This window comes from Morganella morganii (genome assembly GCF_019243775.1).
Classification (GTDB): Bacteria; Pseudomonadota; Gammaproteobacteria; order Enterobacterales; family Enterobacteriaceae; genus Morganella; species Morganella morganii.
The window spans coordinates 2,019,304-2,033,590 of sequence record NZ_CP069157.1; the positions used below are offsets into that span (position 1 = coordinate 2,019,304).

The following is a 14,287-nucleotide window of genomic DNA, read 5'->3' on the forward strand; positions in this document are numbered from 1 at the left end:
GAGGCAATTAAATTGCGTTTATGAAAATATGTAAAACGATATCCGTTTATCAGTGCAGAACGATATGCTGCTGTTCGTAAGTGTGGATCTGCATTTTTATCATTTCAGATACCGGATCCTGCGGACATTGCTCAATAAAATAATTCAGATCGGAAACTGCAATATGGCTGCAGTCCAGCTGGGCATAAATCAGCCCGCGATCACGGATTTCATACGGGTCATCCGGATCAAATAATAAAATGGTTTCGCTGACTTTCAGTGCCTGCTCCATTTTTTTCTCTTCCATCAGCGCGACTTTAATACTGTCGAGGTATTTGCGCACCACATGGCTGTTTTCGGCTTCTTCGAGATCATCCCCGGTCAGATGATGCGCCGGGCTGACCGTACCTTTAATCCAGACATCCAGTGTGTGCTGATCCAGCAGATCGCCGTTAATCGGGTTAATAAACAGGGTTTCGTCATCGAGATCCGCCCGCAGAATCAGCTGGGTCGGGAAAACCACCGGCACAACCGGCAAACCGATAGCCTGTGCAATATGCAGAAACAGGATGCCGAGTGATACCGGCGAGCCGCGCTGAGTACGCAGCACATTATCCAGCCACAGCGTGTCAGACAGCGAATAAACGCCGCTGGCGCCGCTGAACTGCCATTTGTGGTAAAAGAGTGTGATCAGGGTCTGTAAACAGGTATGTTCGTCGGAATACGGCGGGAGGCGTTTACGGGTCTGACGGATAAGTTCATTGATGTGTGCTTCTGCCTTTTCCCGGTCAAAATCCGGACGGACAGTTTTTAACACTAACATAATGCCGCTCAGTAACGGCGCACCATTGAATTCAAAATCGGCAATGCTTTTCATTTCTCTTCCCGTTGACCTAAAGTAACCCGATCATTTCCGCCATAATCGCGGCGGGTTTCCACCCGGTAAAATCCGTTTTCCCGGAACAGTTCGCGGACAGCGTCTCCCTGCCGCCAGCCATGTTCCACAATCAGCCACCCGCCAAGTGTCAGATAATGAGCGGACTGCGCAGCGATTTCCGCCAGATCGGCCAGGCCGTTCTGCGGGGCGACCAGCGCACTGCGCGGCTCGAAACGGACATCCCCCTGCACCAGATGCTCATCATTCTCATCAATATATGGCGGGTTACTCACTATCATAGCAAATTGATGAATCGGCAGTGAAGCAAACCAGCGACTTTCTTTAAAGGTTGTATTCGTCAGCCCCAGACGGGCGGCATTGCGCTGTGCCAGCGCCACCGCATCCGGCTGGATATCCGCCCCGGTCACATGGCAATCCGGCCGTTCAGAGGCCAGTGCCAGCGCAATCGCGCCGGTGCCGGTACCGAGATCCAGAATATCGCAGGATGCTGCCGGTAACAATTCCAGCGCTGCCTCCACCAGACATTCGGTATCAGGACGCGGAATAAGTGTGGCGGGAGACACTTCCAGCGGCAGTGACCAAAACTCGCGCACACCGGTGATATACGCCACCGGCTCGCCCTGCTCCCGGCGGACAAGCAGCGCCTCAAGACGCTGCTGTTCATCCCCGCTGAGCGGGGTTTCATCAAAAGCAATAATGTAGCTGCGGGTTCGGCCGGTGACAAACGTCAGCAGGATTTCCGCATCCCGTTTCGGGCTGTCGCTGTGACTTAAACGGCTGACAGCCTCTGCCAGCCAGGTCCGGAACGTCATCAGTCCTGCTCAGACAGCGCGGCGAGCTGATCTGCCTGATATTCGTTCACCAGCGGCTGGATCAGTGCATCCAGCTTACCTTCCATGACCTCATCCAGACGGTACAGAGTCAGGTTGATACGGTGATCCGTCACCCGTCCCTGCGGGAAGTTATAGGTGCGGATCCGATCCGAACGGTCACCGGAACCCAGCAGGTTGCGGCGCTCAGAGGCTTCCGCCTCATGACGGCGGGACTCTTCCGCCGCTTTGATTCGTGCGGCCAGCACCGAGAGTGCTTTGGCTTTGTTTTTGTGCTGCGAACGCTCGTCCTGGCACTCCACCACAATCCCGGTCGGAATATGAGTGATACGGATAGCGGAATCCGTGGTGTTAACGTGCTGACCACCGGCCCCGGATGAACGGAAGGTATCAATGCGCAGATCCGCCGGGTTGATATCCGGCAGTTCCGCTTCCGGGACTTCCGCCAGCACCGCGACAGTACAGGCTGAAGTGTGAATACGGCCCTGGGATTCGGTTTCCGGCACACGCTGCACGCGGTGGCCGCCGGATTCAAATTTCAGGTTACCGTAGGCATTTTCACCAGTGACTCTGAAAATAATCTCTTTATATCCGCCGTGCTCGCCGTCGTTACTGTTCATGATCTCAATCCGCCAGCGGCGTGATTCCGCATAACGGCTGTACATACGGAACAGATCACCGGCAAACAGCGCCGCTTCATCGCCGCCGGTGCCCGCACGGACTTCCAGGAAGCAGTTGCGTTCATCATCCGGATCTTTCGGCAGTAATAAGACCTGTAATTCCTGTTCTAAGGTTTCATTCCGCAGTTTTGCGTCTTTCAGCTCTTCCTGTGCCATTTCCTTCATTTCAGGATCATCAAGAAGCATTTGGGCGGTGTCGATATCATCCTGAATGGTCTGCCAGGCTTCAAAACATTTCGCAACGTCAGTCAGCTGCGCATATTCTTTCGACAAGGCACGGAATTTATTCTGATCAGCGATAACATCGGCGTCCGCTAGGTGCGCCTGAATTTCTTCATAACGTTCTTTCAATGCTTCCAGTTTTGCGACAATAGAAGGCTTCATTCGTAGTCTGCTACCTTAAAAAATATATAGAGGAAGTTAATGATGCTCCAGCCCAAGGCTGTCGCGTAACAGAGTCAGACGACCGGTATCACCGTCACCGGCGGCCTGCTGAAGTGATTTGGTTGGTGCGTGGATCAGGCGGTTGGTCAGCTGCTGTGACATCTGGTTGATAACCTCTTCCGGGTCATGCCCCTGCTGAATCAGTGCCACGGCTTTTGCGGCCATGGCGGCGCGGATCTCTTCAGCCTGTTCGCGGTATTCGCGGATCGTATTGACCGCGCTCTGGGCGCGCAGCCATTCCATAAAGTGCCCGCTTTCCTGCACCACAATGGATTCCGCCTGTTGTGCCGCCACCTGGCGCTGCGCCAGATTGTGCTCAATAATCGCCTCAAGATCATCCACAGTGTAGAGATAAACGTTACTGAGTTTTTCCACATCGGCTTCGATATCACGGGGAACCGCAATATCCACCAGCAGCATCGGGCGGTTACGGCGCGCTTTCAGGGCGCGTTCCACCATACCTTTACCGATAATCGGCAACGGGCTGGCCGTGGAGCTGATAACAATATCCGCTTCCGCCAGCCGGCTGTCGATTTCCGGCAGTGTGATCACCTCTGCATTGACTTCCTGCGCCAGCACGCGGGCCCGCTCGCGGGTACGGTTGGCGATCATCATGTGTTTTACGCCGTGCTCGTTCAGGTGACGGGCCACCAGCTCGATGGTTTCCCCCGCCCCGACCAGCAGGATATTCAGTCTGGATAAGGATTCGAAAATCTGACGCGCCAGGGTACAGGCGGCAAACGCCACCGATACCGCATTGGCACCGATATCGGTTTCAGTACGCACCCGTTTGGCGACAGAGAAAGATTTCTGGAACAGGCGTTCCAGTTCACGGGAAAGTGAACGGTATGTCTGTGACTGAGCAAAGGCTTTTTTGACCTGCCCCAGGATCTGCGGCTCGCCGAGTACCAGGGAATCCAGCCCGCTGGCCACCCGCATCAGATGACTGACAGCTTCATTATCCTGATGCCAGTAAAGGCTGGACATCAGTTCCTGCGGGTTGATGTTGTGATAGCGGCACAGCCAGTCAATCAGCTGATCGCGCTGATTATTCTGTTCATCCACACTGAGATAGATTTCTGTCCGGTTGCAGGTAGACAGCACAACGCCGCCGCTCACGGACGGTTGTTCGAGCAGATTGGTTAATGCCGCTTCCATGCTGTCCGGTGAGAAAGTCACTTTCTCACGTAAGGCAACAGGTGCGGTTTTATGGTTAATGCCGAGAGCTAATAGAGTCATATCCTGCAATACAGACCGGGGTAAGTGTGTAAAATACCGGTTAAGTATACCGGAAATCAACACCCTTACTAAGGATAACTGCATGCATTTTAGCAGCCGATCCCGCGCAATTAAAGCGTTAAACGGGAAACAGTGATAATAAGCACGTAATGCGGTGCGCAACAGGCCGTGTCAGCCGGGCGGATAATTGCGTAAATCAGCGTAAGAGAGGTAGGAAACAGCCACTGAAACAGGCACAATACTGTTATTGCTTTTATAAGTTGTTAAAGGAAATTACAACGTGGCCTCTATTCAATTACCGCGCTTTATCCGGCTTCTGCCCCTGTGCAGCCTGATACTTGCCGCCTGTACCCTGCCCGACAATACAGAGAAAGGCGATGTTTCCGCCACCTCTGCCGGCTGGAAAGCACAGACAGAACAAATAAATCAGTTACAGCGTTATCAGACGCGCGGCTCGTTTGCCTACATCGGTACCACCCAGAAAACCTATGCCCGTTTCTTCTGGCAGCAGTATTCCCCGGACAACTACAAACTGCTGCTCACCAACCCGGTCGGCAGCACCGAGCTGGAACTGATTGTCAAAGACGGCCAGACCCAGCTGACCGATAACAAAGGTCAGAAATATTACAGTGATGATCCGGACAGCATGATTTACCAGCTGACCGGTATGACTATCCCGATGGAAAATCTGCGTCAGTGGATTGTCGGCCTGCCGGGTGACGCGCAGTCCTATGCCATCAGCAATCAGTATCACCTGAAAGCGCTGAGCTGGGCTCAGGGCATGGAAAAGTGGAAAGTCACTTATCAGTCCTATGATGAAAAAGTCTCCCCGCAACTGCCGAACCGCCTGGATATCGAACAGGGTGATAACCGCATCAAGCTGAAAATGGATTCATGGACACTCAACTGACATCACTGACCTGGCCGTCCCCCGCCAAGCTGAACCTGTTTTTATATATCACAGGCCGCCGCGCGGACGGCTATCATACGCTGCAAACCCTGTTTCAGTTTCTGGATTATGGTGACAGTGTCACAATTACACCACGTACTGACGGTGAAATTCGTCTGCTGACCCCGCTTGCCGGCGTACCGGATGAGCAAAACCTGGTGATCCGCGCCGCCCGTCTGTTACAGATTTATGCACGGGAGCATCACCTGACAGCGGATTTACCCGGTGCGGATATTGCCGTTAAAAAAATTCTGCCGATGGGCGGTGGTATCGGTGGCGGTTCCTCCAATGCTGCCACAGTGCTTATCGCTCTCAACTATCACTGGAAGTTACAGTTACCCGACGAAACGCTTGCAGAGCTGGGTGTGATGCTCGGTGCGGATGTCCCGGTATTTGTCCGGGGCCACGCGGCAATTGCTGAAGGAATAGGCGAAATTCTGCACCCTGCGTCTCCGCCGGAACGCTGGTATCTGGTTGCACACCCCGGAATTTCGGTTCCGACACCGCTTATCTTCACAGATCCGCAATTAATTCGCGACACGCCGATCCGCTCTCTGGCCGCATTATTACAGGCTCCGTACGCAAATGACTGTGAACCGATTGCAAGAAAACGTTTTCGTGAGGTTGATTGCCTTCTTTCCTGGCTGCTACAATATACTCCGTCACGCCTGACCGGTACGGGTGCATGTGTGTTCGGAGAGTTCGAAAACCAGGCAGCCGCCCGACAGGTGTTAATTAACGCGCCGGCGTGGGTGAAGGGCTTTGTGGCACGTGGTGTCAACATTTCGCCGCTTCATCAGTTCCGCGCTGGTCTACTGTAATTGCCCCTGATTCCGTCTCCGGACGCTTTCAGGTTCACAATTCAATCTCTCTGGACGCATGCCTGAGGTTTTTCTCGTGCCTGATATGAAGCTTTTTGCTGGTAACGCCATCCCGGAACTAGCACAACGTGTTGCCAACCGCCTGTACACTAACCTCGGAGACGCTGCGATCGGTCGTTTCAGCGACGGTGAAGTCAGTGTTCAAATCAATGAAAACGTGCGTGGTGGTGATGTTTTCATCATCCAGTCCACCTGTGCGCCAACTAACGATAACCTGATGGAACTGGTTGTCATGGTTGATGCACTGCGCCGTGCTTCTGCGGGTCGTATCACTGCTGTTATCCCGTATTTCGGCTATGCCCGTCAGGATCGCCGCGTCCGCTCAACGCGTGTGCCAATCACCGCGAAAGTGGTCGCTGACTTCCTCTCAAGTGTGGGTGTTGACCGTGTGCTGACAGTGGATCTTCACGCTGAGCAGATTCAGGGCTTCTTCGATGTTCCGGTTGATAACGTCTTCGGCAGCCCAATCCTGCTGGAAGATATGCTGCAGAAAGATCTGGACAACCCGATTGTGGTTTCTCCGGATATCGGTGGTGTGGTCCGCGCCCGTGCGATCGCCAAACTGCTGAACGACACTGATATGGCTATCATCGACAAACGCCGCCCGCGTGCGAACGTTTCTCAGGTGATGCATATCATCGGTGATGTTGCCGGTCGTGACTGTGTACTGGTTGACGATATGATCGATACCGGGGGCACGCTGTGCAAAGCTGCGGAAGCACTGAAAGAACGTGGTGCGAAACGTGTGTTTGCATACGCAACTCACCCTATCTTCTCCGGCAACGCGGTCAACAATATCCGTGATTCTGTGATTGATGAAGTGATTGTCTGTGACACCATTCCGTTATCAGCGGAAATCAAAGCACTGAATAAAGTCCGTTCTCTGACTTTATCCGGAATGCTGGCAGAAGCCATCCGCCGTATCAGTAATGAAGAGTCTATCTCCGCGATGTTCGAACACTGATTTCATAATCAGTATACACATTGCGTGCTTAAACCCGTTGTGAAGACAACGGGTTTTTTGTTGGCAGGCATTTTAACCGTTAGCGATAATATTTCGTTTACGGCATCCGGCGGCGGTAGCGGCTGTGGAAATGACGCAGCCAGTAATATTTATCCGCAATGGATTCACGGCGCCCGCTCAGACCGGCTCCGCCCAGCCACACCAGGGCACCGATAAAGATCCCCATCAGGGAGGCTTCGGAATAGATATCCGGTAAAGGAAGTGCAAAAATAAGGACACCGACAGTAAAGGCCATACTGCCGACCATCAACAGCATACCGACAACCATCAGCAGGTTACCGAGCAATAAGGATAATTTACGTTTCATAGGGACCTCCGCCACTCTTTTGTCTGCTAACAACTCAAAGTACGAAAGTAGGAATTCCTTCTTGACATAGATTATAGCCCGAATTGATACGTATATGTTGCGTATGAGATCACATAGACCAAAAATAAAACTTTTTATTTGGCTTATTGTGCCAAAAAGCGAAACTTAATAATTCATCGCTAAATTATTGCACAAATAGTCACATCCGTCCGGGAAGGACGTTTCTTTTGTACTCCGCGCGGGTGACGGGTAGAATAGCCCTCTTTGCAGTCAAAACCTGCCTGAACAACAAGTGATACAAGTGTGAGTCAGATAAAATTAATTGTGGGGCTGGCCAACCCCGGTGCGGAATACGCCCAAACCCGCCACAATGCCGGTGCCTGGTATGTGGATGAACTGGCCCGCCGTTATAATCAGTCATTAAAATCAGAAAGTAAGTTTTACGGTTATACCGCGCGTCTGAATATTCAGGGGAATGATGTCCGCCTGCTGGTACCGACCACCTTTATGAACCTGAGCGGCAAAGCAGTCGGTGCCCTCGCCGGTTTTTACCAGATTGCCCCGGATGAAATTCTGGTGGCACATGACGAGCTGGATCTCCCGCCCGGCGTGGCAAAAATGAAGCTCGGCGGCGGCAACGGCGGTCATAACGGTCTGAAAGATATCCAGAGCAAATTGGGTAACAACCCGAACTTTCATCGTCTGCGTATCGGCATCGGCCATCCGGGTGATAAAAGCAAAGTTGTCGGTTTTGTACTGGGCAAGCCCCCCGCCTCCGAACAACAACTGATTGATGAGACCATCGATGAAGCTGTGCGCTGCACCGATGTGCTGATGAAAGACGGCATGGCAAAAGCCATTTCACGTCTGCATACATTTAAAGCCGGTCAGTGAGCCGCAGGTATCGTCTGTTTATCCGTAACCGTGTATAATCGGCGGCAATTATTTAACGTGCTTGCAGGCCGTTTTGGTCTGCTGTCATTTTTAAGGTGAAGAATTTATGGGTTTCAAATGTGGTATCGTCGGTCTGCCGAACGTCGGGAAATCAACGCTGTTTAACGCGCTGACCAAAGCAGGTATTGAAGCGGCGAACTTTCCGTTCTGTACAATTGAGCCGAACACCGGCGTGGTGCCGATGCCGGATGCCCGTCTGGATGCACTGGCGGAAATCGTAAAACCACAGCGTATTCTGCCGACCACCATGGAATTCGTCGATATCGCCGGTCTGGTGAAAGGCGCCTCCAAAGGTGAAGGTCTGGGTAACCAGTTCCTGACCAACATCCGTGAAACAGAAGCTATCGGCCACGTTGTCCGCTGCTTTGACGATGATAACATTGTTCACGTTTCCGGCCGTGTTAACCCGGCAGAAGATATTGATACCATCAATACCGAACTGGCGCTGGCTGACCTCGACACCTGTGAACGTGCTATCCACCGTGTGCAGAAACGCGCCAAAGGCGGCGACAAAGACGCGAAACTGGAGCTGGAAGTACTGGAAAAATGCCTGCCGCTGCTGGAAAACGCACAGATGCTGCGCACACTGAACCTGAATAAAGAAGAAATGGGGGCGATCCGCTACCTGAGCTTCCTGACCCTGAAACCAACCATGTACATTGCCAACGTCAATGAAGATGGCTTTGAAAACAACCCGTATCTGGATCAGGTGCGTGAAATCGCAGAGAAAGAAGGTTCAGTTGTGGTGCCGGTATGCGCGGCAATCGAATCCGATATCGCTGAGCTGGAGGATGGTGACCGCGAAGAGTTTATGGCTGACCTCGGTATCGAAGAACCGGGCCTGAACCGCGTGATCCGCGCCGGTTACGCCCTGCTTAACCTGCAGACCTATTTCACCGCCGGTGTGAAAGAAGTCCGTGCATGGACTATCCCTGTCGGCGCAACCGCCCCGCAGGCAGCCGGTAAAATCCACACCGACTTTGAAAAAGGCTTTATCCGCGCCCAGACCATCGCATTTGAGGATTTCATCCAGTACAAAGGCGAACAAGGTGCAAAAGAAGCCGGTAAAATGCGCGCAGAAGGTAAAGATTACATTGTGAAAGACGGCGACGTACTGAATTTCCTGTTTAATGTGTAATCTATATTCATAAGGCATCCGGGAGGATGCCTTACCTGATATATATTTATTTCCGTTTCTTATATAATTTTATTTTATTAAACAGCATCTTTCTTGCATCCAGAGTGTATGATAAAAACAGCATATACTTAAATCGGAATACTGATACGAGTAATATCACTATAGCTAAAAAACCATATACCAATCGTTGTTCCTTTATTAATTTCACAAGATAATCCTGGTCTGATTTATTATCAAAGGTGTTACAAATCATAGTGACCGTATCCTTATCTAAGGTTGATTTTATTTCTTCCGGAGATAAACAGTTATCTTTATTTACTATCCACGCTGGCGTATTCCCGCCAAAATACTGATATTCACGGGCACCATCTTTATTAATCAAAAACCACTCTGAATTATTGACACTGACCAATCCGGCAGGTTTGACGGCTATATTTAAAACCGGAATAAAAACCAGCGTAAGCAAAAATGCAATCTCTACCGGAAGGGAGAAAAATAATATCTTATTGATTTTTTTAATTTTTAATCTCTCAATGCAGAGGTTGCTTTTAAGCTTAGATATTAATTTAAAATCCAATTCGAACTTTCTGACCCAATGTTGAAATTTCTTTTTTTTGCCGCTTCGATACTGCACTCGTGTTATAATAATAATTAAATTCTTCAATTTCTAATATATCATTAATAAAATCATTTTTATCCTTATAATTAAACCCAATACAAACCCTCCATATCCTTCTGACAACAGAAAATCCTGATTTTGATTTCTTCCTTATATAATAAAACAAGCCAATTGTTATTGATAAACATAAAATAAAAACCATTTCTTTGTTAAAAATTGATGATACATAAGATATTGATGTCTCAAATGAAATTGGCATTTTATTTATCATCCGCTAGTTAAATTGAGAATAAATTTTAATAAAAATTATGGCTGTAAACAATAGTGTTGTTACCTTTTATATCTCAATTTTTTATCAGCGATAACCTTCATCAGGATGATTTTACTATCTGCATCATTGTTCCGTGAATTTACGGAGATTAGTTATTGCTTTCAAAATCTTTGACCCGGGTAAAAGATATTATTTGTCACTGCGGTACATTGACCCTGTGCTTAATAGGTTCTATTAGTCAGGAGATAACATCTCCATAACGGAGTCATATAATGTCCGCAACAAAAATAATTATCATCATTTCCGGTATTATTATAGGGATCAGTGCTGTAGTCCTTGGTATATACGGAAACCCGCCAAATATGGGTGTTTGTGTCGCTTGTTTTATCCGGGATAGTGCAGGCAGTATGGGATTGCATAATACCGAAACCGTCCAGTATCTTCGTCCTGAAATTTTTGGTTTTATTCTCGGCTCATTCGGGGCTGCGGTTATTTTTAAAGAATTTCAGTCCAAAGCCGGTTCTGCACCGGTGATCCGCTTTACACTCGGTTTTCTGATGATGGCCGGTTGTCTGGTTTTTTTAGGATGTCCGCTGCGGATGATCCTGCGGATTGGTGCCGGTGATTTAAATGCGGTTGTCGGGTTATTAGGCCTGGTCGCCGGTATTGGTATCGGCAGTCTGTTTATTAAGAAAGGATTTTCATTACCGCGTAATTATCAGCAGTCTGCCGCTGAAGGCTTAATATTACCGGCGGTGTGCCTGGTCTTATTTGTGCTGTTTATTATCGACAGTTCCATTTTCAAATCCAGTGTCAAAGGGCCGGGAGCCGCTCATGCTCCGGTCTGGATGGCAATAACCGCCGGGCTTATTATCGGGGTGATTATTCAGCGTACCCGTTTCTGTTTTATCGGTATGGCTAAAAATATCTTTCTGTCCCGCAATTACACGATGGCAATCGGCGTTCTCGCCCTGCTGCTGGTTGTTATTGCCGGTAATATGCTCACCGGAAAAATCAATATCGGGTTTGATAATCAGCCGATTGCCCATAATGACGGGCTGTGGAATTTCCTCTCCATGTCACTGGTCGGATTATGTGGTGTCTTTATTACCGGCTGCCCGCTGCGGCAATTAGCCAATGCCGGACAGGGTAATACCGATGCGGCTGTCAGTGTGCTGGGGATGCTGACCGGCGCGGCTTTTGCGCATAATTTTTCCTATGCCTCAAGCCCTGCCGGTGTGACTGAAAACGGTAAACTGGTTGTTATTATTGGCCTGGTACTGACCATCGCCGTCGGCATTATTTATACCCGGCTTGCCAATAAAAAATCCGGAGCTGAGAATGCCGCATAACGGTCTGTTTCATAACTATCTGTTTCTGTTCCATGTGCAGCACGGATTAAAAAAACTGAAAATCCGTTTGCAGGAAGATTCCGTGGCATCATCCGTTATTGATGCGCCGCGCAGGATCACCACGGAATGTGAAACAGCGCTGGCTGCACAATTTTCCGCTGAAAATGATTATCTGAAGTATACCGGTGAAAATATCCGTGAAATCTGGCGGACGGACGGTTCGGATTATCAGCGGGTGTGGGCTGACGAAACGATGTAATATGGCTTTTTTGTGCCGTTATACTGACAGAAGGCTGCTGCCGGTTGCAGCCTTTTTTGATCCTGCTGCGCTGTTCAGCTGAAAACAATTTACAATCAGCGGCAATCAGTTCACTATCAGCTATTTCGTATTATCTGCTGTTTATTTTAGAGAATCCGGTGGTCATCCTGTGATATCAACCCGTTCCCGAGTCATTATCCATCTGAGCAGTTTTCTGATAGTGATTTACAGCCTGACACTGCTATTACCGATGCTGGTTGCGCTTATTGCGCAGGAGCAGAGTTTTTTCGCGTTTGCCGGCAGTTTCCTGATTTTCTTTCCGGCCGGGTTAGTGTGCTGGTACCGCAGTAAAACCACCGGGCTGCAATTACAGACGCGGGACGGCTTCCTGGTTATTGCGGTATTCTGGCTGTTATTTTCTGTTATCAGCGCCATGCCGTTCTGGCTGGATGACCATCTGAATATGGCTTTTGAGGATGCCTTATTTGAAGGTGTTTCCGGTATTACCACCACCGGCGCCTCAGTATTTCACAATGTCACTGATTTGCCCCGCTCGGTTTTATATTACCGCGCCCAGCTTAATTTTATCGGCGGTCTGGGGGTTATTGTCCTGGCGGTGGCGATATTTCCGCTGCTGGGTATCGGGGGAATGCGTTTATATCAGTCTGAAATGCCGGGTCCGTTTAAAGATGAGAAATTAACACCCCGTTTAGCCAGTTCTGCCCGCAATTTGTGGTTCACCTATTTATTACTGGGATTTTGCTGCACGGTTGCTTTTAAACTGGCCGGAATGACCTGGTTTGATGCCTTATGCCACGGGCTGTCGACCGTCTCTCTCGGCGGGTTTTCCACTTACAGTGAAAGTATCGGCTATTTTAACAGCTCCGCGATTGAGTTAGTGGCAGGGGCTTTTTCATTATTATCCGCCGTCAACTTTACCCTTTATTTTGTGGCGCTGGCAAAACGCAGCCTGAAGCCCTTATTCAGTAATACGGAATTGCGTTTCTATTTTGCCGTGGCGGCATTGATTATCGGGCTGGTCTTTTTTGAAGTGTGGCGGGCAAATATGTATTCGTCCGCAGAAGAATCCTTTGTGCATGCTTTTTTCCTCACCAGCTCCATGCTGACAGATAACGGGCTTGCCACCGGTGATTATGCACAGTGGCCGTCTCATATTATTGTTCTCTTATTATTTGCCAGTTTTTTCGGTGGTTGTGTCGGCTCCACCTGCGGCGGAATAAAAGCGATCCGGTTTTTAATTCTCTCCAAACAGAGCTGGCGGGAAGTCTATTCCCTGATCCACCCGAAAGCACAAACCCTGATTAAAGTCGGTGATACCGTTGTGCAGCACCGGCTGATTAATTCCGTCCTGAGCTTTTTCTTCCTTTATGTTATTTGCACCTGCTTTTTTATCTGGTGCCTTAATCTGATGGGGTACGATTTAATGACCTCATTTGCCAGTGTCGCCGCCTGTATTAATAATATGGGGCTGGGGTTCGGGTTAACAGCACCCGGGTTCGGGGAGATCTCTCCGGCGGCAAAATATCTGCTCTGTTTTGCTATGTTATTAGGCCGCCTGGAGATATATACCCTGCTGGTGCTGTTATCGGTCAGTTTCTGGCGTAACTGGCCGTAGTTCACATCACATTCCGGACGCAAACACATTGGTTTTCCCTGTATTTTTGATTACCGTGACCGGTAGTCAAAATAAGAAACAGGGAAAGCCGTATGTCTTCATCAGATAATATCCTCCGCAAAATCACCACCCTTCTGGATAATCACCATGCCCGCTATGAAATCATGAGCCATGATGCACTCGGTTTTACCTCTGATGAAGTGGCTCAGGTGCGCGGTGTTGAACTGGGGCAATGCTCCAAAGCCGTGGTGTTAAAAGTGAAAGGCAACGGCGTGAAGAAAAATGTGCTGGCGGTATTGCCCGGAGATGAAAAAATTGACGGCGAAAAACTGGCCGGTTTTTTCGGTGCTAAAAAGATTTCCTTTGCCACCGCTGAACAGGTGAAAACACTGACTGATTGTGTCCCCGGGGCACTGGCACCCTTTACATTTAATCCGGAACTGGAGCTGGTGATTGACCCGGTTCTGTTTGAACGCTACACCGATATCGCCTTCAATGCCGGAACACTGACAGAAACCATTGTGCTGAATGCAGAGGATTACCGGACGATAGTGAAACCACAGGAGTTCAGTTTTATTCTGTGATACGTTTCAACAACCACCAGCGAAAATTACAGTAGAATCAAATAATAAGTAAATCACATCTGTTGTTTGTGTTGTTTTATTTCAGAATTAATATCACCTGCTGATTTTATTTTGTGATATGAATCACGTAAAAATGCAACAACATTATTTGTTGCATTACAAACAATCGGTTCAGCGCGATTTTATCGTAAGTCATAAGTATTTTTACAAATGTCAATAAAAATACTTTCCGCATGGCAATAA

General features: G+C 49.2%; 16 protein-coding genes. 9 read left to right on the top strand and 7 right to left on the bottom strand.

Going from position 1 to position 14,287, the window contains the following annotated elements; translation table 11 throughout:
• Nucleotides 1-49: 49 nt before the first annotated feature.
• Genes sirB1 through hemA form a run of 4 tightly spaced genes read right to left on the bottom strand, consistent with a single transcriptional unit; the run spans nucleotide 50 to nucleotide 4,070 of the window.
• A complete protein-coding gene (gene sirB1, locus JL661_RS09745) occupies nucleotides 50-856 on the bottom strand; it encodes an invasion regulator SirB1 (RefSeq protein ID WP_004237322.1) in 807 nt (268 codons plus the stop codon).
• Nucleotides 853-1,689 carry a peptide chain release factor N(5)-glutamine methyltransferase gene (gene prmC, locus JL661_RS09750; RefSeq protein ID WP_004239470.1) on the bottom strand — a complete coding sequence of 279 codons (837 nt, stop codon included), beginning with the start codon at nucleotides 1,687-1,689 and terminating at the stop codon, nucleotides 853-855. The genes sirB1 and prmC overlap by 4 nt, the downstream gene beginning before the upstream one ends.
• A complete protein-coding gene (prfA, locus tag JL661_RS09755) occupies nucleotides 1,689-2,771 on the bottom strand; it encodes a peptide chain release factor 1 (RefSeq protein WP_004237324.1) in 1,083 nt (360 codons plus the stop codon). The genes prmC and prfA overlap by 1 nt, the downstream gene beginning before the upstream one ends.
• A 36-nt stretch (nucleotides 2,772-2,807) precedes the next feature.
• Complete coding sequence (gene hemA, locus JL661_RS09760; protein WP_036414691.1) at nucleotides 2,808-4,070, bottom strand: glutamyl-tRNA reductase; 1,263 nt, start codon at nucleotides 4,068-4,070, stop codon at nucleotides 2,808-2,810.
• 280 nt (nucleotides 4,071-4,350) lie between these two features.
• Between hemA and lolB the strand changes: the two genes are divergently transcribed.
• From lolB to prs, 3 genes are all read left to right on the top strand, one after another.
• Nucleotides 4,351-4,980 carry a lipoprotein insertase outer membrane protein LolB gene (gene lolB, locus JL661_RS09765; protein WP_004239473.1) on the top strand — a complete coding sequence of 210 codons (630 nt, stop codon included), beginning with the start codon at nucleotides 4,351-4,353 and terminating at the stop codon, nucleotides 4,978-4,980.
• Nucleotides 4,965-5,840, top strand: coding sequence for a 4-(cytidine 5'-diphospho)-2-C-methyl-D-erythritol kinase (gene ispE, locus JL661_RS09770; RefSeq protein ID WP_004237327.1), 876 nt, complete (start codon nucleotides 4,965-4,967; stop codon nucleotides 5,838-5,840). Before lolB ends, ispE begins: the two co-directional genes overlap by 16 nt.
• A gap of 76 nt (nucleotides 5,841-5,916) precedes the next feature.
• Complete coding sequence (gene prs / locus JL661_RS09775) at nucleotides 5,917-6,864, top strand: ribose-phosphate diphosphokinase (protein ID WP_004239474.1); 948 nt, start codon at nucleotides 5,917-5,919, stop codon at nucleotides 6,862-6,864.
• A gap of 97 nt (nucleotides 6,865-6,961) precedes the next feature.
• Here prs and JL661_RS09780 read toward each other — a convergent pair whose 3' ends face one another.
• On the bottom strand, nucleotides 6,962-7,231 hold the full coding sequence (locus JL661_RS09780) for a stress-induced YchH family protein (protein ID WP_004237330.1): 270 nt from the start codon (nucleotides 7,229-7,231) through the stop codon (nucleotides 6,962-6,964).
• A 303-nt stretch (nucleotides 7,232-7,534) separates the two neighbouring features.
• Here JL661_RS09780 and pth point away from each other — a divergent pair, with 303 nt between their 5' ends.
• Nucleotides 7,535-8,125, top strand: coding sequence for an aminoacyl-tRNA hydrolase (gene pth, locus JL661_RS09785; RefSeq protein WP_004239475.1), 591 nt, complete (start codon nucleotides 7,535-7,537; stop codon nucleotides 8,123-8,125).
• Between the two features lie 106 nt (nucleotides 8,126-8,231).
• The gene (ychF, locus tag JL661_RS09790) at nucleotides 8,232-9,323 is read left to right on the top strand and encodes a redox-regulated ATPase YchF (protein ID WP_004237332.1); all 1,092 of its coding nucleotides are present in this window, start codon (nucleotides 8,232-8,234) and stop codon (nucleotides 9,321-9,323) included.
• Between the two features lie 46 nt (nucleotides 9,324-9,369).
• Here ychF and JL661_RS18380 read toward each other — a convergent pair whose 3' ends face one another.
• Both JL661_RS18380 and JL661_RS18385 read right to left on the bottom strand, forming a co-directional pair.
• Entirely contained in the window at nucleotides 9,370-9,900 is a 531-nt protein-coding gene (locus JL661_RS18380; protein WP_247718656.1) for a DUF6216 family protein, read from the bottom strand.
• Nucleotides 9,890-10,213, bottom strand: a complete 324-nt coding sequence (locus JL661_RS18385; protein WP_345739884.1) for a DUF6216 family protein — start codon at nucleotides 10,211-10,213, stop codon at nucleotides 9,890-9,892. Before JL661_RS18385 ends, JL661_RS18380 begins: the two co-directional genes overlap by 11 nt.
• Nucleotides 10,214-10,485: 272 nt before the next feature.
• Here JL661_RS18385 and yedE point away from each other — a divergent pair, with 272 nt between their 5' ends.
• The 4 genes from yedE to JL661_RS09815 all read left to right on the top strand — a co-directional run bounded on the left by yedE (nucleotide 10,486) and on the right by JL661_RS09815 (nucleotide 14,044).
• Nucleotides 10,486-11,565: a YedE family putative selenium transporter gene (gene yedE, locus JL661_RS09800; RefSeq protein WP_004237334.1), complete on the top strand. Its 1,080-nt coding sequence runs from the start codon at nucleotides 10,486-10,488 to the stop codon at nucleotides 11,563-11,565.
• Nucleotides 11,555-11,824, top strand: coding sequence for a hypothetical protein (locus JL661_RS09805; RefSeq protein WP_004237335.1), 270 nt, complete (start codon nucleotides 11,555-11,557; stop codon nucleotides 11,822-11,824). Before yedE ends, JL661_RS09805 begins: the two co-directional genes overlap by 11 nt.
• A gap of 169 nt (nucleotides 11,825-11,993) precedes the next feature.
• On the top strand, nucleotides 11,994-13,460 hold the full coding sequence (locus tag JL661_RS09810) for a TrkH family potassium uptake protein (protein WP_036414684.1): 1,467 nt from the start codon (nucleotides 11,994-11,996) through the stop codon (nucleotides 13,458-13,460).
• Nucleotides 13,461-13,552: 92 nt separating this feature from the next.
• Nucleotides 13,553-14,044 carry a YbaK/EbsC family protein gene (locus tag JL661_RS09815; RefSeq protein ID WP_004239482.1) on the top strand — a complete coding sequence of 164 codons (492 nt, stop codon included), beginning with the start codon at nucleotides 13,553-13,555 and terminating at the stop codon, nucleotides 14,042-14,044.
• Nucleotides 14,045-14,287: the final 243 nt, after the last annotated feature.